Genomic DNA, 19,294 nt, shown 5'->3' on the forward strand with positions numbered 1-19,294 from the left:
ATATTATTGAGCGAAATAACTTGTTTATGATACATACAAAATTGATAAAGTTATGTTACACCTGATAGAAAATTAAAAAGATAAAGATGAGTAGATAATATGATTTGGGTGGAAATTCTAGCAGGGTTGGTGATTTGGCTCAGTTTTTGGTCGTTAATACCACGAGATGAATGGTGGTTCCGTGGTGCAGATTTTCCACGCTTACAAATTCTGGCTTTGGGGATTGTCGCTTTTATATTGATGATTTTCTGGCAAGAGCCTTGGGATTTAGGACGTCAGATTATCTTCATTTTATTGATTGGCGCATTGGCATATCAACTCAAAATGGTTTTGCCTTATACCTTGATCTGGAAAAAGCAAGTCAAGCAGGTTAAACCTGAACAGTTAGATCCAAATAAACAGATTTCTTTAATTGTATCCAACGTGCTTACACCAAATGAAAAATATCATTTGCTGATTGATGAAATTGAGAAGTATCAACCTGATTTGGTGCTGACCTTAGAAACCGATCAAACATGGCAAAATGAACTTTCTGTGATTGAAAAAGAGTATCCATACCGTGTCCCTGTACCATTAGATAATCTCTACGGTATGCATCTCTATAGTAAGTTGAAGTTGCAAGATACTGAGGTCAAATTCATTCTCAGTGATGAAATTCCTTCGATTCATACGACAGTCACCTTGCGCTCAGGGCAATCTGTGCAGCTGTATTGCTTACACCCGAAACCACCAAGTCCAACTGAAGCTAAAGATTCAACATTACGTGATGCTGAGCTTCTCATCGTAGGTGATCAAATTAAGGATTTGGATGAAAGTTGTATTGTCATGGGCGATCTCAATGATGTCGCATGGTCACGGACAACACGCTTATTTCAACGCATTAGTGGTTTACTCGATCCACGCGTAGGTCGTCATTATGTGAATACATTTCATGCAGACTATCCACTTTTAAGATGGTCGCTAGATCATGTTTTCCACAGTACTGATTTTGCTTTGGTGGAGATGAAGCGTTTACCACATATGGGATCAGACCATTTCCCTGTCTATGTTGTACTGCAAACTGGACGTGTGTTTGAGCAAATACAGGAAGAACTTGAACAGACTGAAGAGGATGAACAAAAAGCTCAAGAGGCGATTCAAGAAGGTATTGAAAAAGCAGAGCGTGAAGAAAAAATCGTGACGGATGAAATTGCACAAGACTATAAGAAAACTTAATCAAGACTTCAAAAATGCAAATCATCTTATTGAGGTGTTTAGTTCAAATAAAGAGTGTTGTAAGCATATGCTCACATGGATTTAGGCTCTGACGGCTAGAGCTAAAATGGAAATGAGGCTAATCTTTAATCATCGGCACAAGGAGTGGGAAAGGAAAATCCCAATATGGAAGACGAAGCCGATGGAAGAGTCATCATGGATATGATGCAGGAATGGAAAGCCAAAAATAACAATATGTTTTGAAAAGCACAACCCCATTGACCCGAGTTTTACAGGGAGTAGAACTCGGGTTAAACTTATTTGTAGTATTGAAAATGATGTTAGCTATAGAAAATATTTTATAAAGTAACTCAGTCCGTTCTCGTTTAGAAAGAGACTTTGACTCAAATTGATTGTGATAAAAAAAAGCCCACTTGCGTGGGCTTTTATGATTTTAGCTTTTATATTTTTGTATGATTTATTCTAGATTGATTTTGAAATACAGCATCAATAAATTTTGTCATAACCTTCAGGTCGCGTTTTAAAACGACGATGAAACCACATATATTGTGTAGGTGCGATGCGAAGTTGACGTTCAATAATTAAATTGGTGCGCGTTGCATCCGCAAGCTCATCATCGCTCGGCATATTGTCTAATTCTGGTTCTACCAATATTTTGTATTGTGGATTTGAAATGTCACCATCACGATAAAAATACAAAGGAATCGCTGCGGCTTTAGTCATTTTTAATAAACGTCGATGAGCTGTAACTGTAGCAGCAGGAGTGCCAAAGAAGGGTGCCATCACACCTTGTTTTAAGCCGAAGTCTTGATCAGGGCTGTACCAAATCGCCCGTCCATTCTTTAAATGACGGATCAAGCCACGCATATCATCATGATCAATCTGATGGGTATAGATCGTGGCACGGCAACGATAAATCAGCATATCCAGTAAAGGATTATTTTGCGGACGATAAACCACATCTGGATCAAAGAATTGAGCACAGGCATAACCACCCGCATCGAGTAATGTTGAATGTGTACCAAGGAGTAATGCACCACGACCTTCAGCTTGTGCTTTCTGGAGATGTTCAAGTCCTTCAATACTGACACGACCTTTAAACCATTTCGGGCTATACCATGCATTAAGGGTTTCAAAAACACCAAGCATTTGATCGACAAATACCAAGCGAGCATTGTCCTGAACTTGTTCAGCAGACCATTCAGGAAAACACACTTCTAAATTACGTACAGTCGTTTTACGACGTGACTTTAACGATTTAAAAGCAGTATTGCCCAATGCACGTGCTAAACGATGCTGAATCGCCCACGGTAGAATTGCCAACAACATGAGAGAAATAATGCCAATCCAAACGCCCCAATACTTTGGCAATAGAAATGACCATTGAAATTCACCAGGCGTATAGGTGTGCTCTTGACTCATATCGTTTAAAAATCTAGAAATATGTAGTGGCTGAGTTTAGCATGAAGCTGTTTTTGATATAAAACAGATCTCAATGATTAGATCAAATTCAAAATCAGTGGTCTAGTTTTATCATCGAATGAAGTCTGGTTTAAGATAGAATTGAATCTTTAACTCAGTTCTTACCATGCGTGATCATTATCTGGACACCAGTAAAGCGGTTTTGATTTTCCTTGTGGTATTCGGTCACTTTCTTGAGCGTCTTGTTGGGTGGCAGTTTGAGACGAGTAGATCATTACTGAGCCTCATTTATTTGATTCATATGCCTGCTTTCATCTTTATTTCGGGGATGTTATTCAAGGATCAAAACTATATTAAAAATATTGTTTTCTTTTTATCTCTTTATCTGCCTTTTCAAATTATTTATCCCTTATTTACATCTTTTTTGTCGGGTGAGATGAAGTGGAGTGGATTCAATGTATTTCAGCGTCCTTATTGGATTTTATGGTATCTGATGGGCATGGTGGCATGGACAGTACTGACCCATATTTTGATAAAAACAAAATTTCCTGTGTGGATCGCACTTGGGTTATCGCTCTTGATCGGGTTCTCACCGTGGAATAACTACAATTACTCAATTGGGCGAATCTTGGTTTTTCTACCTTTCTTTGTGGCGGGAGCGGTCTATGGTAAAGCATGGATCATGGTGATTAAAAAACAACGCTTTTTAACGCTGATTGGAATAGGAATACTCTTTCTGATACTTGGGGTATTAATCAAAATTGATCTTTCGCAATATTGGTTCTATGGCAGTTTAAGTTATCAGCAACTGAAGGTCGAACCATGGGTTGGCGTGGGGTTAAGGCTGTTATGTATTTGCTTAGCGAGTTTGGGAATCTATGCTTTATTGGGTGTAATCAAACGACTTGGAAACCGCTGGACAGCACTAGGGACATATACATTACCCGTTTATCTTTTACATGGATTGGTGGTGATGGGTGTCGCGCATATCATGAAAATTTATTCTAGTGCTTTAAATTTGTCACCATTTAATATGATCTTATTGTCTTTATTTTTAGCGATTACGACCTGTGCAATTCTACAATTAAAAGTGTTCGATCAAGGCTTAAGGCTACTTTCACAGTGGTTGATGACGCCTTATTTAAAAATGACTTCAAAGCGTTAAACCCATTTAAGCTAGAGGCTGTGGAGAGCATATTTGTCTCCACAGCATTGATTTTAATGAGTCTTATGTATCTTAGCCTTTGACTAAGCCACCATCTACAATCAAGTTTTGTCCTGTGACTGCACGTGAATATGGCGAGAGAAACATTAAAATCGCATCTGCAAACTCTTCAGGTGTAGTGACACGACGCAATGGTGTTGATGAAGCAATGAGATCAAATACAAAATCAGGTGTAGCTTTACTGGCATCGGTTTTTTGTAATAATCCACCAGACAGCATATTTACATTAATACCGTACTGACCTAAGTCATGTGCAGCAGTGCGAGTAAATGCCAGTAGCGCTGCTTTTGCGGAAGTGTAGTCGTGATAAGGCACGACCGGGTTTTGAACCAAGTTGGTTCCGATATTTACGATCCGACCGAACTGCGCTTGTTTCATATCCGCTAGAGCTGCTTGTGTCGTATTTAAAGATGCAATCACAGCCCCATCAAATTGTTGCTGCATCGTGGTTGCAGTTAACTCTTCGATTTGAGGTCGGGCATCGCCATTAAACTCAAAATTGATTAAGGCATTATTTACCACAGACGTGATGGCGCTACCAAAATGAGCTTTTACAGCGTCAAAGAGCGCTTGGATTTGATCACGCTCACGAACATCTGCTTGAAAAGTGAAAATCTGATCAGGATGCTGTTTTTGTAATTGTAGTGCAGGTTGTTCGCTTGAAAAATAATTCACTACGACACGTGCGCCTTCAGCAACTAAAGCTTGGGTAATTGCTAAACCGAGTCCACGTGCCCCACCTGTAACTAAGATGATTTGTTCACGAATTTGCATCGCATCATTTCCATAAGTAATAGTGAAGTACGATAACAAGCAATCAGGTTTTGCCCAACTCATCTAAGCAAAAAATAGAAAATAAAAGATGCAAAAAATTGGTGCAATTTTTGCAACCATGATTATAAGAGAAAATAATGACTACAGATTGATAGAAAATGAATCAAATCGTGATGAAATCAGTCGATCAAGCGCAGAAATACTGGTTTGCTCAGCTTGAATTGGGCTTTATTGGAAATGAAGTGCGCACAATTTTAGCGCACAGAAAGCATCATGGTCCTGTTCGAGTGCAAAAGATGCTTTGGCCTGAAAAAACAGGTGTTTGTCATGCGATTATCGTGCATCCACCCGCAGGCATTGCAGGGGGGGATCACTTGACCTTTAGTATGACTGCAAGTCAAAAGGCACATGCCTTAGTCACTACGCCGGGTGCGGGTAAATGGTATAAAACCAATCAGAAAAAAGCGTTTCAACATATTGATATCACAGTTAAAGATCAATCTATATTTGAGTGGCTTCCACAAGAAACAATGCTCTTTAATGGTGCGAATGCAAGTTCTGAAACGACTGTGATACTGGATGTGTCTTCAAGCTTCATCGGTTGGGATATGTTGGTCATTGGGCGACAAGCGTGTGAAGAGAGATTTGTCGAAGGCGTGTATCAAAATTTATTTCAGCTATATCAGAATGACAGACTACTAGTCACTGATGTTTTACGCTTTGAAGGTAATGATCGTTGGTTGACTTCATGTCTAGGTATGCGAGGTCATGCTGTGATGGCAAGCTTTTGGGCAGTTGCACCTGAGGCATTTCGCTCTAATCACTTTTTAGATCAGCAGATTGATCAAATTCGTGAGTTGATCATGCGAATGAAAGTCAACGTCACTTTGACCTTGCTCGATCATGTGGTTTGTGCACGTTATCTCGGAGATGATGTGCGTGAATGTCATGATGCCTTCGCTGCGATCCGTGCCAAATTACGTCGTTTATGGTTTGAATTAGAAGAAGAATTTCCACGAATTTGGCGGACGTAGCTCAACTTTCCTCTCCTTTTAGGAGAAGGTTAGAGAGAGGCTATTTATTTCTAATTTCCCTCTCTGTGGAACGATATTCCTCATCCAAAGGGAGGGGGAACTTTTATTAGAGCGATCTTGCACACATCTTGCATGACATACATTGAAGAATATTAGGAAAGCGATATGGAACTTAATCCGACAGAAAAAGACAAAATGTTAATTTTCACTGCTGGCTTGGTTGCTGAACGCCGTAAAGCACGTGGTTTAAAGCTGAATTATCCAGAATCTATTGCCTATATTTCTGCTGCTTTGCTTGAGGGCGCACGTGATGGCATGAGTGTGAGTGAGCTGATGCACTTCGGCACGACTTTGTTAAAACGTGAAGATGTGATGGATGGCATTGCTGAAATGATTGCTGAGGTTCAGGTAGAAGCGACTTTTCCAGATGGTTCTAAATTGGTCACCGTACATCAGCCCATCGTATAGGAGCATCTTATGATTCCAGGTGAAGTGATTACTCCTGAAACTGATATTGAAATGAATGTTGGGCGTACTTTTTTAAAGATGAACGTTGCAAATACAGGAGATCGCCCAATTCAAGTGGGTTCGCATTTTCATTTTGCCGAAGCCAATGATGCATTGCTATTTGACCGTGAACTGGCGCGTGGTTATAGATTGAATATTGCAGCAGGTACGGCAGTGCGTTTTGAACCAGGTCAACGTCGTGATATTGAATTGGTGGCACTTGCAGGTAAGCGTGAAGTTTATGGCTTTGCAGGGCGTGTCATGGGTAAGTTGGACTAAAATAATGATTAGAAAGGTAGTCACTGAAGATTTAATACATATTGTTGATTTGATTGATCCTTATGTCGATGATTTCGCAGTTGATAATACTGGTCGTGAAAAGTTCAGTACCCAAATGCTTAAGAGTCTGATTGAAAATCCAGATATTCATTATTTTGCATATCAACAATCGAATCAAATTGTTGGTGTTATTGCATATAGAGAGCCAGCCCATATCGTACATTTTTTTGTGAGTAAAAATCATCAAGGGAAAGGGATTGGAAGATGCCTTTGGCAACATGTTGAATCGATGATGAAATCTAGTGGAATTAAATTGATCACGGTTAATTCAAGTTGTTATGCAGAAAAAATTTATAAAAAAATGGGCTTTGAATCGGTGAGTGAAGTTATCGAAGCATATGGTTTACGTTTTATCAAAATGCATAAGTACATTGTATAGGGTCGAATAATTATGAAAATGTCACGCCGTGCCTATGCGGAAATGTTTGGTCCAACTGTGGGTGACCGTGTTCGTTTAGCCGATACTGAGCTGTTTATTGAAGTGGAACAAGACCTCACTACCTATGGAGAAGAAGTAAAGTTTGGTGGTGGTAAAGTGATCCGTGATGGAATGGGGCAATCGCAACTTTTAGCGGAAGACGTTGCCGATACGGTGATTACCAATGCTTTAATTGTCGATTGGTGGGGCATTATCAAAGCAGATATCGGTTTAAAAAACGGACGTATTTGGAAAATTGGTAAAGCAGGCAATCCTGATATTCAACCGAATATTACCATTCCACTCGGTGCTGCGACTGAAGTGATTGCGGGCGAAGGGCAGATTTTAACGGCAGGCGGTGTTGATACTCATATTCATTGGATTTGCCCACAGCAAGTGGAAACGGCACTAATGTCTGGGGTCACCACGATGATCGGTGGCGGTACAGGTCCTGCGGCAGGAACATCGGCAACAACAGTGACACCAGGCCCTTGGCATATTTCGACGATGCTTCAAGCGATTGATGATTTGCCGATGAATATTGGTTTATTGGGTAAAGGGAATCTGAGTCAGCCTGAACCAATTGCCGAACAAATTCGAGCAGGCGTGGTCGGTTTAAAACTGCATGAAGATTGGGGCTCAACTCCAGCAGTTATTGATAATTGTTTAACCGTGGCAGATCAGTTTGATGTTCAAGTGGCGATTCATACTGACACATTAAATGAAAGCGGTTTTTTGGAAGAAACCTTGGCGGCATTTAAAAACCGTACCATTCACACTTACCATACTGAAGGTGCGGGTGGTGGACATGCACCTGATATTTTAAAAGCGATTGGTCAACCGAATGTATTGCCATCCTCAACCAATCCAACCCGTCCATATACGGTCAATACCATTGATGAGCATTTGGATATGCTGATGGTCTGTCACCATTTAGACCCTGCAATTTCAGAAGATGTAGCATTTGCCGAAAGTCGTATTCGCCGTGAAACCATTGCTGCGGAAGATATTTTGCAGGACTTGGGCGCAATTGCGATGATGTCATCGGACTCGCAAGCGATGGGGCGTGTCGGTGAAGTGGTGATTCGTACATGGCAAACGGCACATAAGATGAAAATACAACGTGGGCCTTTAGAGGGAGATAACCCAAGTCATGATAATAATCGTGTGAAGCGTTATATCGCCAAATATACGATTAACCCTGCAATTACACATGGTTTAAGCCATGAAATTGGTTCGGTGGAAGAGGGTAAACTTGCTGATTTGGTGTTGTGGAAGCCTGCCTTTTTTGGCGTGAAACCATCGATGATTATTAAAGGTGGGATGATTGCGGCTGCACCTATGGGTGATATTAATGCTTCAATTCCAACACCTCAGCCTGTGCATTATCGTCCGATGTTTGGGGCAAATGCGCGTGGTGTGCATAACACCTGTATTACGTTCTTGTCGCAAGCGGGGATTGACAATGGTGTGGCTGAAAAACTCGGTTTGAAAAAGCTCATTTCAGCTGTAAAAAATACCCGCAATATTTCTAAAGCGGATATGAAGCTCAATACCTACTGTCCTGTGATGGAGGTTGATCCTGAGATCTATGAAGTGCGAGCGGATGGAGTACATTTGACCTGTGAGCCTGCGGAAGTATTGCCCATGGCGCAGCGGTATTTTTTGTTTTAACAATTCACCTAAGTGTATCTAAAAGGCTAACCTCTCTTTTAAAAGGGAGGTTTTGGTATCTTCTCCATAAATTTAGAATTATTAGCTATATTTTAGAACTAAAATAATTTATATAGCTCTATATAGAAAGTTCCTAATTAATTTAATGCTGTAAAGGTAGCTTTAAAAAATAATGTAAATTTTTAAAGTTAGATGATTTAGCGCGACAGTATTTAACGCGCTTCTTTGACTTGTGTATGGTTTTCTACCTAAACACTATATATAGTGTTTTAAAATTAGATGACATGATGTTCTAAAGCTCAAAATTTAACTAAAGTTAGCATATGCTAATAATATGCTATCAAAGTGCATCCATTTCGATTATTTCGGCTCATTAGGTGTTGTTGGGTATGATTTGGTATCAAACAGAAAAAGCAGCTGAAAACGCCTTAGAATTAAAAATAAGAGCATGTTTGTCTTGACAATGTTTTTTTGTGTATATATTATTGAAGACTGTGAACTAGCTTTTATAGTAGACGCAAAAAAGCCCCAGAATATATTCTAGAGCAATTTTGAAAAACTTAGAGCTAACTAAGCAAACTAATAAGGTGGATGAAAGTAGTCTTTTATGGATAGCAAACTCTCACATAAGCTAGCCGACTTCTTTAATCTGGTATGGAATTGTAATAGTAAAGTTTGCTTTACGCAATGAAAAAAGTGTAACAGTGACGCACTTGAGCGATGACTGATCAGTTTGATGAAGTGACTACTCCACTGTTTGAACCGTTAATTCGACAAACTAGAGGAGTTAAACGTATGTCAAAAACAGTACCTGCTTATTCGTATAAGCTTCCTGAATCTGATTCTTATGCATCTAAAATCTTGGCAAAATTGCTAAGCGGGGCGCATATTACAAATGCTGAAATGATGGACTATATAGATTGTCCTCATGCCGCAGCAGTAATGAGTAAAATCAGGATCAAATACAATTGGCAGAATTACCTGAAGCAAAAGTCTCGAACAACTACTTCAGGTGTTGGTAAGGTAACATATGAGTATGTTTATTGGTTTGATCCAATAGACATCATGGTATTAAAAGCTAACGATCCAAGACTGCTGAAGTATATGGATCGAAACTTAAAATAGATCTTACTCTTAGAATAAGGCATCCTTCAGGATGTCTTTTTTATTAAAAATATATTTTCAATAAGTAGATAAATCTTAACCTTTCTTCTATCAATTACTAACCTTTTTTAATTAGTCATCTTATCTGTAAAGGCATAAGATTAATACGTATTTAATCTGAAATAATTTATATCAATTTTTCTAGGACATGTTTTTTAACACCCTTAGTTTAAACATGTGACAAAATATCCAGAACATTTGATGGAGTTGAACAACTGGCAATATTAGTAAGTGAATTTAGAAAGCAATGATACTAAACCTTAATTTATTTAAATGGCCTAAGTTGTTTACAATGTTTTGCCTAAATATTTTGAATTAATAATGAACTCTTTCTTGAAAAATTTCATCACCTCATTTCTGAAAGAATTTTCAAAAGCGAAGGGTGCTCGTGACAATAACAATCCATCTGACTCAAACATTGGGGTTGCGGTCGATCAAGACGCATCTCATCAAAACTACGGTTTTGCATCAGACCAAATCACAAAACTCAGTCCAGCAGGCATCGACCTGATCAGCAATTTTGAAGGGCTTAAACTCGAAGCCTATTATGATCAAGCAGGCGTATGTACCATAGGGTTTGGAACAACGATATATCCGAATGGTGTCCCAGTTCAAAGTGATGATCAATGTTCCGTCGAGCAAGCTAAACGCTATATGCATCATGACTTAGCACGTTTTGAAAAAGCAGTCAGCTCAGCGGTCAAAGTTGCACTGACACAAAACCAATTCGATGCTCTAGTGTCATTGACCTATAACATCGGGGCAGGTGCATTTAAAAATTCGACTTTACTCAGACTCCTCAATCAAGGCGATTATGCAGGAGCGAGTCAGCAGTTCGATGTATGGATTAAAGCAGGCGGTCAAACCTTGCAAGGGCTGGTCAATCGCAGAGCGGTTGAGAAAGCCTATTTCTTAAAATGATTTTTTAAAATATATAAATTGTTTTAGATGGATGACTGTTTCAACAAACTTTCTGCTATCTATCTTGAATCGTTTTTTGATTAGTCATCCTATTTTCAAAGGCATAAAATAAAGCTCTTTTCCAAATTAAAGCGAAACTCGTATGGCGTTCAGTTGGATTCTCTTTACCCTCATGGCTGCCTTTATGCAGGCATGGCGTAATGCATTTCAAAAACAACTGAGCACGACTGTTGATGTTTGGGGTGTCACCCTTGCGCGCTTTATCTTTGCATTACCATTTGCAGTGATCTATCTGAGTAGTTTGTATCACTTTTCACCTGTCACTGAGACTGTGACTTTTACGACAAAATATTGGATCTATATTTTGATTGCAGGGATCAGTCAGATTTTAGCAACGGCATTAATGGTGAAGCTGTTTAAGCAAAAAAACTATGCCGTTGGGGTGGGGCTTGCTAAAAGTGAAGCGATTCTCGCTGCCATTATTGGTGTGGTATTTCTCGCTGATCATTTGTCATTATTGGCATGGTTTGGGGTATTACTGGGTGCATTTGCAGTATTTCTACTCAGTCGTGGGCATGGCTTTACAGACTTTTCACCGAAAACGCTCGCGATTGGTATCGGCAGTGGATTGTGCTTTGCAATTACCTCATTGTTGGTTCGTGAAGCGAGTTTAGAACTCACCATGCTTCCCACCATTCACCGTGCGGCATGGGTCTTGGTGTCAGTGATTGGATTTCAATGCATCAGTATGTTGATTTATCTCAGCTTGTTTAGCCGACAGACTTTGATCGCGATGTGGCAAAGAGTAGGACTTACATTTAAAGTCAGTGTCTGTAGTTTTATGGCATCACTGGGCTGGTTTACCGCTATGAGTATGATGAGCGTGCCTGTGGTAAAAACTTTAGGGCAGATTGAGATCCTATTTAGTCTATTAATCTCCGCTTATTTCTTTAAAGAAAAGTTGGCAAAGGCAGAACATTGGGGCTTGGGATTGGTCGTGATTGCTGCGATTCTCGTAATTTGGGCTTAAGATAAAATCTAAAAAGTGATTGATTATTTTCAAGATTTAAACCTTTTATAATAAGAAAAGTGCACCAATAAAACACTACTTTGGCATGAAAAATGCTTACTTTTGATGCGTAAATTTATTCAACTTTAAATTGAATCGTGACAAAAGGAACAGCATGAAAATCTACACTCAAAGAATAGAACACATTTCAGAGGGACGCGATTTTGATACGGTAGAACTGAGCTTCGATACCCGTCAAAAGAGCCGATTTCGTGCAACATTAAACTCAGGTACAGATATTGGTGCAGACTTACCGCGTACTGGAATATTGCGTAGTGGGTCGTTTATTGCTACAGCGCAGGGCGACGTTTTACGAGTTGATGCGAAGCCAGAGCGCTTAATGCGCGTGTGTGCAGAAACTGATTTTGATTTATTAAAAGCAGCCTATCACTTGGGTAATCGCCATGTTCCACTGATGCTGACACCAACTGCTCTATATTTTGAACCGGATCATGTATTGGCTGAAATGGTCGAAGGGCTAGGACTGCGTGTTGATGAAGTGAATCATCCTTTTGAGCCTGAAAGTGGCGCTTATGCACAGCACAACCACGATCATCGCCTCAGTCCAATCAAAGCGATTCATGCGCATGCCCATCACTAATGCAACGCATTTACTTAAGCTACTGACACTGTCTTCAACGGCATTGCCTGTCGGGGCTTATTGTTATTCGCAAGGTGTGGAGAGTGCGATTGAGCAAGGCTTGATTCATGATGAAACATCTAGCATGGCATATTTTGAAGAAGTCTTGGAAATGCTGTTGGTACGCTTTGAATTACCCGTGTTAAAACGCCTGATGCAATTTCATGATGATGAAGCTCAGTTTAATGAGTGGGCAAATATCTATCGTGCCAGCCGAGAAAGTCGTGAGCTTTTGGCAGAAGCACAGCAGTTGGCATTTTCTATGAATGCTTGGATTCGTGATGTGCTGAAAATGGATGTTATCGTCAAAAAGCAGCTCGGTTTTGTTCCAGTTTATGCACAGCTTTGTGGACGTTTAGAACTGAACGAAGCCGATGTGCTGACGGCATATACCTTCACAGTATTGGAAAATCAGGTGCTCGGCGCGGTCAAAACAGTCCCCCTAGGTCAAATGAGCGGACAGCGAATTTTATGGCACCTACATGGACTCATCCCTCAAGCCATCGAAAAAGCATTAATGCTTGAGGATCATCAGCTCAGTAGCGCATTGCCCCAGTACGCCATGCTTAGCATGTCACATGAAACACAATATTCACGATTATTTAGATCTTAAAAAATTATTGAAAAATAGGAAGTTGTTATGACAGAGCGTTCTCCCTTACGTGTTGGAATCGGTGGGCCTGTGGGTTCAGGTAAAACAGCATTGACCTTAAATTTATGTCGTGAACTACGCAATAAATACAATATGGCCGTGGTCACAAATGACATCTATACCAAAGAAGACTCTAACTTTTTAACGCGTCATGAAGCGATGAGTCCAGACCGCATTGTCGGTGTGGAAACAGGGGGGTGTCCACATACCGCTATTCGTGAAGATGCTTCGATTAATCTTGCTGCGATTGATGATCTGTGTGAAAAGTTTGAAGGCTTAGAGTTAATTATTATTGAAAGTGGTGGTGATAATTTGGCTGCAACGTTTAGCCCTGAATTGTCAGATTTAACGTTATATGTGATTGATGTTGCAGGTGGCGAAAAGATCCCGCGTAAAGGTGGACCAGGTATTACTAAGTCGGATTTGCTCATTATTAATAAAACAGATTTGGCACCGATGGTCGGAGCAAATCTTGATGTGATGGATCAAGATGCAAAACGTATGCGTGGCGAAAAACCGTTTATCTTTTCCAATATGAAAACGGAAGATGGTTTGAGCGAAATTATTTCATTCATTGAAAAACAAGGTTTATTCAAAGCTTAATATTGGGAAGAATTAAAATGCGAATGATGAAAATAATAGGCATATTCATAGCTGCATTAGCACCAGTTTTGACCATGGCACATCCAGGTCATCATCACCATGAAGCTAGTTTTTGGACGGGGTTTGTTCATCCATTTACAGGGCTAGATCATTTGATCATGGCGATCAGTTTTGGTGTGTTGATGTGGACCATGACCAAGCAATGGAAAGTGATCGGTGCCTTGGGTTTAGTGACGGCATTGGTCGCGGGTTTTGCATTGGGTGCTCAAGGCTTGTTGAACAATAGTATTGCTGAATATGGCATTGTGGCATCGTTATTGGTTTTGGCTGTGGCACTATGGACGAAGTCCAATCAAGTTCTACCTGTGGCAGCGACGTTGTTGGCGACCTTCCATGGCGTTGCACACGGCACTGAGCTGGCAATGAATGGCAATGTTGCTGTGCAAATTCTAGGGATGATTTCAGCTATGGCTGTGATTTATGGTGCAGGTTTAGCTTTAGGTAAATTGATCTCTAAGTACGTACCGCATGGGAAGAAGATCATTGGTACGATTGCCGCTGTCGTGGCATGTATTGGTTTAGCTTAAGCTTTTGAGTGACATATGTAAAAAAACTCCGCACTATGAATAACGTAATGCGGAGTTTTTTATTGGAATAATGAAAATTAGCCTTTAGACAAATTTTCTAAGCTTTCCCAGCGCTCTAATTTTTCAAGCAATTGCTCATCAATTTCAGCAAGACGAGCAGATAGTTTCATCGCTTGATCATTGTTTGAAACAAAAAGTGAACCATCAGCCAGTTTGGCATTAATTTCAGCTTGTTCTTTCTCTAACGCTTCCATTTCAGCAGGAAGTTGCTCTAAAGCACGTTGATCTTTGTAGCTTAATTTTGCTTTTTTAGGCGCAGCTGCGGCAGCACTTGCTTCAGCTTTGGCTAATGCTTTTTTCACATCACTTTTTTGATCAACAGCAGTCTGATCTGGGCGTTGTTCTAGGTAGTCTTGGTAACCACCGATGTATTCATCGATATGACCTTTACCATCAAATACCCAAGTCGATGTCACGACGTTGTCCATAAATGCACGGTCATGTGAGATCAAAAGTAATGTGCCTTTGTAACCGCCAAGCATTTCTTCAAGCAACTCTAAAGTCACCATATCCAAGTCGTTTGTCGGCTCATCCATCACGATTAAGTTCGATGGTTTAAGCAATAATTTCGCCAATAAGATACGGTTACGTTCACCACCAGAAAGTGCTTTTACAGGCGTACGAGCACGTTCAGGAGAGAACAGGAAGTCTTGTAAATAGCTGTAGATGTGACGACGTCCGCCATTGATATCAACAAAATCTGAACCTTCAGAAACGTTATCTTTTACTGATTTTTCAAGGTCAAGTGCATTACGGAGTTGGTCGAAGTAAGCAACTTCCAACTGAGTACCTGTTTTAACCGTGCCGCCGTGTTCAAGCTCACCTAAAATGGCTTTGATCAACGTAGTTTTACCTACACCATTGTCACCGACTAAACCAATACGATCGCCACGAAGAACAAGGGTAGAGAAATCTTTAATAATAGGAGCATTGTCACCAAAGGCTACGCTTAGATTTTCAATATCAAAGACAAGCTTACCAGAGCGGTTGGCATCTTGAGTTGCCATGCTCACTTTACCTTGTTGTGAGCGACGTGCTTTTGATTCTTCACGTAACGCTTTTAATTCACGTACACGGCCTTCATTACGGGTACGGCGTGCTTTGATGCCTTGGCGAATCCAAACTTCTTCTTCAGCCAATTTTTTATCGAATAAAGCATTTTGCTTTTCTTCAGCTTCCATTTGCATGGCTTTCAGCTCAAGATAACGTGAATAGTTACCGTCGTAACTGCGCAAAATACCACGATCAAGCTCAACAATACGCGTTGCAATACTGTCTACAAATGAACGATCATGCGAAATGAAAAGAAGCGTTAAGTTGTTTTGGTCAAGTAAGAATTTTTCTAACCATTCAATACTTTCAACGTCCAAATGGTTGGTTGGTTCGTCTAGTAGTAAAACGTCAGGCTGAGTGAGTAAGGCACGAGCAAGTAGTACACGACGTTTACGACCACCAGACAGATCAGCCAAATCAGCATCAGGGTCTAAGCCCATTTTACTGAGGATAGAGTTCACTTTAGTTTCAAGTGCCCAACCATCCAATTGATCCATTTTGTGTTGTAACTCGCCCATGCGGTCACATGCATCCATATCACCGAGTACACAAGCTTCACTTGCTTCGTGATAAGCTCGCATCACCGTTGCTGCTTCACCTGCGCCATCTGCCACGATATCTGCAACACGACCCGAGTCCATCGGTACATCTTGAGCAAGCATGGAAATGGTAATGCCATTTTGCAAAGAGACTTCACCTGTGTCAGGTAAGAGGCTTCCATCAATCAGCTTGAGTAAAGTAGACTTACCTTCACCATTACGGCCGATCAAACACACTCGTTCGCCACGTTCTAAACTGAAATTGGCACCGTCGAGTAGGAAGGGTCCACCAAATGCAAGCTGGACGTCCCTTAAAGTAATATAGGCCATAATGTTTCCTGAAATCCCCCAATGAGGACTTATAATGTCGAATCAAAAAAATCTAGATGAGCAGGCGCCATTTTCCGCACCCATAGAAGATTTGCAAGTCCGAATTGCATTTTTAGATGAATTAGTTGATCAACTGAATACTCAAATTGCGATACAAGACCGTGAAATCACTGATTTAAAGAAACAAATGAAAATTTTGTACCAACGTTTTGAGGTATCTCATTTAACCGATGGCGTAGAGCCATTCGATCCAAATAGTGATCGTCCGCCGCATTACTGAGTTAATGATTCATTGATTTAACTGCATTTAAGCAAAAGCTAAACTGAAACAGCCGCTATTAAACTGCTATTTTGAGCAGACACCGCATTATATTTGACCTTTTTTGTAAAGATCGATGTAATAGCTTCATTCTAAATCTATTTTTTTGAAAAATGACTATGAACAATAAAGTTGTACTTTTGGATCTTGAGCGCAATATTCCGACAGTAAAATTCTATCGCGATATTCTTGAGCATTATGCAACTTTGTATATTTTCAGCAGAGAAAACAAATTTGAATTCCCACTCACAGATTTAACTGAATTTTCAAGTTGGGTCAGCAGTGGTCAAATCGTGATTTTAGATACTTTGCAAGCCAAAGAACAAGAGTATGAATATGCAGTGGTGGTTGGACAGCTTTTAGCTTTGATTGAACCAGAGTCACATGTTGAAGTGGTTTCTGCTGCTAGCGGCAGTCAGATTTTGGCAGATATGTTAGCTGCATCGGGCTTTCCATGCCGTCTTATTCAAGTCGAAACTGAAAAAAATACGACGACTACTAAAAAAGGCTTACCGCCATTGCACACTATTTTGGCTAATCCAGATTTGCATTTGATTAAGAAATATTGTGATGTGATCGCAATTGCATCGGGTAAACCAAGCTCTATGGCGAAGCTCAAAAATTCCATCATGAATATTTTGCAAGTCGATGTAGCGAAAACCAAGCAATTGATTGGTATGTTGATTAATTTGAAAATAGTTAAATCGGAAGATGATCAAATCTCATTTCGCAAAAAAATATTAAAGCAATGGCAGCAGATTGATCTCGACCAAAGTGATGCGGATCAGCAAAATCATTCGATTTTAGGCAGTAGCAAATTGGCTGAAGTGGATGCACTTTTGTCAAAATTACAGATTAATCCTGCACAGATGATTGAAGAGCTTGCGCAACTTCAGCAAAGCGACGTTGTGAATGATGTACAAAGTGATTTGCACAAAAACTTTGAAAAAATTGATCCTGTACAAATGGAAGTGATTCGTAAATTGAATCAAATGAAATCTCGAAAACCTAAAGATATCTATGCTTTGAGAGATTTATTGGAGCAATTATTTCCTAAATCTGATGTTCGATTGTTACTTAAAGAGATGATTGATAAGGGATATATTTATTGGAATGGTCACGATGTTATCTATAGTCATGAAATGTTCTTGAATTGAGTTTTTAAATATTTTTGTGGGGGAAAATATGAAAAAAATATTATTGCTAGATATAGAAAATGTACATAAAAGCGAAAATGAATTATTAAAATACTTAAGTCATTATCATTTTATCTATTTAGTTTATGCTAAATCACCTGTGAATTTTTCATTAGATGGTTTGGTTAAAATTTCCCCATATATTGTAAATGGCAAATTAAAAGTTCTTAAAATGCCAAAGATTGGGAAAGATGCAGCTGATTTTGGATTAACGTTTATAGCTGGACAACTCTCAACGCAAGTAAAAGCGAAAGAGTATTCATTTGAGGTAATGTCAAATGATCATTCAATGGAATATGTGGTTGATTTGTTGAAAATTGCTCAATTTGAAGCAAAAATTATCAATGAAAAACCCTTGGTATCTAAGCAGATAGCTAAGGATATAAAGCTTGAAATTGATGTTAAATTATTGGTGTTAAATTATTGCCAGAACCTAGCTAAAGAAACGTTTAGTAGACCAGCCAAATTAGATTCTTTAATTAATTCAGTAAAGGCAAATCTTAAAATTGAAAATGATGTGGCAAAAGTAGTTATTGATGAGCTAAAGGTCGTTAAGGCTATCAGAGTTAATGAAAATAAAATTTCTTATAATAATCCTTCAATTATAAAAGCAATCAAGATATTAACTGCTGAAACTGCTGAAACTGCTGAAACTGCTGAAACTGCTGAAACTGCTGAAACTGCTGAAACTGCTGAAACTGCTGAAACTGCTGAAACTGCTGAAACTGCTGAAACTGCTGAAACTGCTGAAACTGCTGAAACTGCTGAAACTGCTGAAACTGCTGAAATAGAGAAAAAATTGACAGCTTTACGCTTAAGATTAATGCCGTTTTTAAATACCACTAATTATGCACGGCCTAAATATTTGGCAGGTTTTACTGTTTTGCTCGAACGATGCCTTCCTAAAGCACAAATTGAAGAGGCATTATTTTTACTGCAAAAATACGACTTGATTCAGATCGATAAACGACAAGTTATTTATAGTCCAACCTTATTAGGTAATTAATTTCTTTTTTGAGACTTGCGTTTTATATTGCGCTTATGCAACTCTAATATAGGAACAAAAAGGTTGAACTATGGATAATGTTGGAATTTGGGTCACAGTTGTTATTGTGATTTTCGTGCTGGGCTCTATTTTTGGACTACGTGTGAATCCACGTGAAAAAGCACTGGGCATCATGCGTGAAAAAGCAAGAAAGATGTCGTTACATCCACGACTTGTGGTTGCACCTGACTGGACAAAAATTCCAAAAGCAACCGAAAGCCGTGCCAGTATGGTTGCCTACTATAGTGTAATCATCCCTGAAGGACGCTTGTTATTGATGCGTGCCATCGTCGAAGATGAAAAGTTAAAAGTCATTCATGGCGATGAAAAATTTAATAATTTACCGATTACATTAAAGGGCATTTATGCTATTGATATGCAGTCAAACTGTGTAGGACTCTATTGGAACGAAGAAACAGACCTTAGAGCGACGCAGTTAGAAGACATGAAAGCCTATTTGCATTCATTAGCTGAACTTTAATATACACACCAATCTAATAGGAATAAC

At 39.5% G+C, this 19,294-nt stretch carries 21 protein-coding genes; 18 read left to right on the forward strand and 3 right to left on the reverse strand.

Features of this window, described 5'->3' with window-relative positions:
• Positions 1–99 precede the first annotated feature (99 nt).
• Positions 100–1,215: an endonuclease/exonuclease/phosphatase family protein gene (locus tag AC5YDM_RS05410; protein ID WP_496151091.1), complete on the forward strand. Its 1,116-nt coding sequence runs from the start codon at positions 100–102 to the stop codon at positions 1,213–1,215.
• A gap of 486 nt (positions 1,216–1,701) precedes the next feature.
• Here AC5YDM_RS05410 and AC5YDM_RS05415 read toward each other — a convergent pair whose 3' ends face one another.
• A complete protein-coding gene (locus AC5YDM_RS05415) occupies positions 1,702–2,637 on the reverse strand; it encodes an LpxL/LpxP family acyltransferase (protein WP_496151092.1) in 936 nt (311 codons plus the stop codon).
• Positions 2,638–2,803: 166 nt separating this feature from the next.
• On the opposite strand from AC5YDM_RS05415, the gene AC5YDM_RS05420 reads away from it, so the two are divergent.
• A complete protein-coding gene (locus tag AC5YDM_RS05420) occupies positions 2,804–3,802 on the forward strand; it encodes an acyltransferase family protein (protein ID WP_496151093.1) in 999 nt (332 codons plus the stop codon).
• Between the two features lie 72 nt (positions 3,803–3,874).
• Here AC5YDM_RS05420 and AC5YDM_RS05425 read toward each other — a convergent pair whose 3' ends face one another.
• The gene (locus tag AC5YDM_RS05425; RefSeq protein WP_496151094.1) at positions 3,875–4,636 is read right to left on the reverse strand and encodes a 3-oxoacyl-ACP reductase; all 762 of its coding nucleotides are present in this window, start codon (positions 4,634–4,636) and stop codon (positions 3,875–3,877) included.
• 158 nt (positions 4,637–4,794) lie between these two features.
• Between AC5YDM_RS05425 and AC5YDM_RS05430 the strand changes: the two genes are divergently transcribed.
• The 12 genes from AC5YDM_RS05430 (at position 4,795) to AC5YDM_RS05485 (ending at position 14,244) form a co-directional block, all read left to right on the forward strand.
• Positions 4,795–5,670: an urease accessory protein UreD gene (locus tag AC5YDM_RS05430; protein ID WP_496151095.1), complete on the forward strand. Its 876-nt coding sequence runs from the start codon at positions 4,795–4,797 to the stop codon at positions 5,668–5,670.
• Positions 5,671–5,835: 165 nt separating this feature from the next.
• Positions 5,836–6,138, forward strand: coding sequence for an urease subunit gamma (gene ureA / locus AC5YDM_RS05435; RefSeq protein WP_496151096.1), 303 nt, complete (start codon positions 5,836–5,838; stop codon positions 6,136–6,138).
• 9 nt (positions 6,139–6,147) lie between these two features.
• Positions 6,148–6,456, forward strand: a complete 309-nt coding sequence (locus AC5YDM_RS05440; protein ID WP_496151097.1) for an urease subunit beta — start codon at positions 6,148–6,150, stop codon at positions 6,454–6,456.
• Between the two features lie 4 nt (positions 6,457–6,460).
• The gene (locus AC5YDM_RS05445) at positions 6,461–6,895 is read left to right on the forward strand and encodes a GNAT family N-acetyltransferase (protein WP_496151098.1); all 435 of its coding nucleotides are present in this window, start codon (positions 6,461–6,463) and stop codon (positions 6,893–6,895) included.
• A 12-nt stretch (positions 6,896–6,907) separates the two neighbouring features.
• Positions 6,908–8,608 carry an urease subunit alpha gene (gene ureC / locus AC5YDM_RS05450; protein ID WP_496151099.1) on the forward strand — a complete coding sequence of 567 codons (1,701 nt, stop codon included), beginning with the start codon at positions 6,908–6,910 and terminating at the stop codon, positions 8,606–8,608.
• Between the two features lie 720 nt (positions 8,609–9,328).
• Positions 9,329–9,733: a hypothetical protein gene (locus tag AC5YDM_RS05455; protein WP_496151100.1), complete on the forward strand. Its 405-nt coding sequence runs from the start codon at positions 9,329–9,331 to the stop codon at positions 9,731–9,733.
• Between the two features lie 360 nt (positions 9,734–10,093).
• Positions 10,094–10,693 (forward strand): lysozyme, encoded by a 600-nt coding sequence (locus AC5YDM_RS05460; protein WP_496151101.1) that lies wholly within the window; start codon positions 10,094–10,096, stop codon positions 10,691–10,693.
• Positions 10,694–10,835: 142 nt separating this feature from the next.
• Positions 10,836–11,723 carry an EamA family transporter gene (locus AC5YDM_RS05465; RefSeq protein ID WP_496151102.1) on the forward strand — a complete coding sequence of 296 codons (888 nt, stop codon included), beginning with the start codon at positions 10,836–10,838 and terminating at the stop codon, positions 11,721–11,723.
• A gap of 154 nt (positions 11,724–11,877) precedes the next feature.
• Positions 11,878–12,363, forward strand: a complete 486-nt coding sequence (gene ureE / locus AC5YDM_RS05470; protein WP_496151103.1) for an urease accessory protein UreE — start codon at positions 11,878–11,880, stop codon at positions 12,361–12,363.
• Positions 12,350–13,015, forward strand: coding sequence for an urease accessory protein UreF (locus AC5YDM_RS05475; RefSeq protein ID WP_496151104.1), 666 nt, complete (start codon positions 12,350–12,352; stop codon positions 13,013–13,015). The genes ureE and AC5YDM_RS05475 overlap by 14 nt, the downstream gene beginning before the upstream one ends.
• Before the next feature lie 27 nt (positions 13,016–13,042).
• Positions 13,043–13,657 carry an urease accessory protein UreG gene (gene ureG, locus AC5YDM_RS05480; RefSeq protein WP_496151105.1) on the forward strand — a complete coding sequence of 205 codons (615 nt, stop codon included), beginning with the start codon at positions 13,043–13,045 and terminating at the stop codon, positions 13,655–13,657.
• A 17-nt stretch (positions 13,658–13,674) separates the two neighbouring features.
• Positions 13,675–14,244 (forward strand): HupE/UreJ family protein, encoded by a 570-nt coding sequence (locus AC5YDM_RS05485; protein ID WP_496151106.1) that lies wholly within the window; start codon positions 13,675–13,677, stop codon positions 14,242–14,244.
• Between the two features lie 77 nt (positions 14,245–14,321).
• Here the strand turns inward: AC5YDM_RS05485 and AC5YDM_RS05490 are convergent, their stop codons facing one another.
• A complete protein-coding gene (locus tag AC5YDM_RS05490; RefSeq protein WP_496151107.1) occupies positions 14,322–16,226 on the reverse strand; it encodes an ATP-binding cassette domain-containing protein in 1,905 nt (634 codons plus the stop codon).
• Between the two features lie 34 nt (positions 16,227–16,260).
• On the opposite strand from AC5YDM_RS05490, the gene AC5YDM_RS05495 reads away from it, so the two are divergent.
• The 4 genes from AC5YDM_RS05495 to AC5YDM_RS05510 all read left to right on the forward strand — a co-directional run bounded on the left by AC5YDM_RS05495 (position 16,261) and on the right by AC5YDM_RS05510 (position 19,267).
• A complete protein-coding gene (locus AC5YDM_RS05495; RefSeq protein WP_496151108.1) occupies positions 16,261–16,506 on the forward strand; it encodes a SlyX family protein in 246 nt (81 codons plus the stop codon).
• 158 nt (positions 16,507–16,664) lie between these two features.
• The gene (locus tag AC5YDM_RS05500; RefSeq protein WP_496151109.1) at positions 16,665–17,702 is read left to right on the forward strand and encodes a hypothetical protein; all 1,038 of its coding nucleotides are present in this window, start codon (positions 16,665–16,667) and stop codon (positions 17,700–17,702) included.
• Between the two features lie 28 nt (positions 17,703–17,730).
• Positions 17,731–18,747: a PIN domain-containing protein gene (locus tag AC5YDM_RS05505; RefSeq protein WP_496151110.1), complete on the forward strand. Its 1,017-nt coding sequence runs from the start codon at positions 17,731–17,733 to the stop codon at positions 18,745–18,747.
• Between the two features lie 70 nt (positions 18,748–18,817).
• Complete coding sequence (locus AC5YDM_RS05510) at positions 18,818–19,267, forward strand: ammonium transporter (RefSeq protein ID WP_496151111.1); 450 nt, start codon at positions 18,818–18,820, stop codon at positions 19,265–19,267.
• Positions 19,268–19,294 lie beyond the last annotated feature (27 nt).

This window comes from Acinetobacter sp. CY81, assembly GCF_059515925.1.

Excerpts from the sequence above, each read along its gene's own strand:
- ureC (WP_496151099.1), top strand. The coding sequence starts at position 6,908 with ATGAAAATGTCACGCCGTGCCTATGCGGAAATGTTTGGTCCAACTGTG.
- AC5YDM_RS05495 (WP_496151108.1), top strand. The coding sequence starts at position 16,261 with ATGTCGAATCAAAAAAATCTAGATGAGCAGGCGCCATTTTCCGCACCC.
- AC5YDM_RS05485 (WP_496151106.1), top strand. The coding sequence starts at position 13,675 with ATGCGAATGATGAAAATAATAGGCATATTCATAGCTGCATTAGCACCA.
- AC5YDM_RS05460 (WP_496151101.1), top strand. The coding sequence starts at position 10,094 with ATGAACTCTTTCTTGAAAAATTTCATCACCTCATTTCTGAAAGAATTT.
- ureA (WP_496151096.1), top strand. The coding sequence starts at position 5,836 with ATGGAACTTAATCCGACAGAAAAAGACAAAATGTTAATTTTCACTGCT.
- ureG (WP_496151105.1), top strand. The coding sequence starts at position 13,043 with ATGACAGAGCGTTCTCCCTTACGTGTTGGAATCGGTGGGCCTGTGGGT.
- AC5YDM_RS05445 (WP_496151098.1), top strand. The coding sequence starts at position 6,461 with ATGATTAGAAAGGTAGTCACTGAAGATTTAATACATATTGTTGATTTG.
- AC5YDM_RS05425 (WP_496151094.1), bottom strand. The coding sequence starts at position 4,636 with ATGCAAATTCGTGAACAAATCATCTTAGTTACAGGTGGGGCACGTGGA.
- AC5YDM_RS05490 (WP_496151107.1), bottom strand. The coding sequence starts at position 16,226 with ATGGCCTATATTACTTTAAGGGACGTCCAGCTTGCATTTGGTGGACCC.
- AC5YDM_RS05510 (WP_496151111.1), top strand. The coding sequence starts at position 18,818 with ATGGATAATGTTGGAATTTGGGTCACAGTTGTTATTGTGATTTTCGTG.
- AC5YDM_RS05410 (WP_496151091.1), top strand. The coding sequence starts at position 100 with ATGATTTGGGTGGAAATTCTAGCAGGGTTGGTGATTTGGCTCAGTTTT.
- ureE (WP_496151103.1), top strand. The coding sequence starts at position 11,878 with ATGAAAATCTACACTCAAAGAATAGAACACATTTCAGAGGGACGCGAT.
- AC5YDM_RS05420 (WP_496151093.1), top strand. The coding sequence starts at position 2,804 with ATGCGTGATCATTATCTGGACACCAGTAAAGCGGTTTTGATTTTCCTT.
- AC5YDM_RS05465 (WP_496151102.1), top strand. The coding sequence starts at position 10,836 with ATGGCGTTCAGTTGGATTCTCTTTACCCTCATGGCTGCCTTTATGCAG.
- AC5YDM_RS05415 (WP_496151092.1), bottom strand. The coding sequence starts at position 2,637 with ATGAGTCAAGAGCACACCTATACGCCTGGTGAATTTCAATGGTCATTT.
- AC5YDM_RS05440 (WP_496151097.1), top strand. The coding sequence starts at position 6,148 with ATGATTCCAGGTGAAGTGATTACTCCTGAAACTGATATTGAAATGAAT.
- AC5YDM_RS05475 (WP_496151104.1), top strand. The coding sequence starts at position 12,350 with ATGCCCATCACTAATGCAACGCATTTACTTAAGCTACTGACACTGTCT.
- AC5YDM_RS05430 (WP_496151095.1), top strand. The coding sequence starts at position 4,795 with ATGAATCAAATCGTGATGAAATCAGTCGATCAAGCGCAGAAATACTGG.
- AC5YDM_RS05500 (WP_496151109.1), top strand. The coding sequence starts at position 16,665 with ATGAACAATAAAGTTGTACTTTTGGATCTTGAGCGCAATATTCCGACA.
- AC5YDM_RS05505 (WP_496151110.1), top strand. The coding sequence starts at position 17,731 with ATGAAAAAAATATTATTGCTAGATATAGAAAATGTACATAAAAGCGAA.
- AC5YDM_RS05455 (WP_496151100.1), top strand. The coding sequence starts at position 9,329 with ATGACTGATCAGTTTGATGAAGTGACTACTCCACTGTTTGAACCGTTA.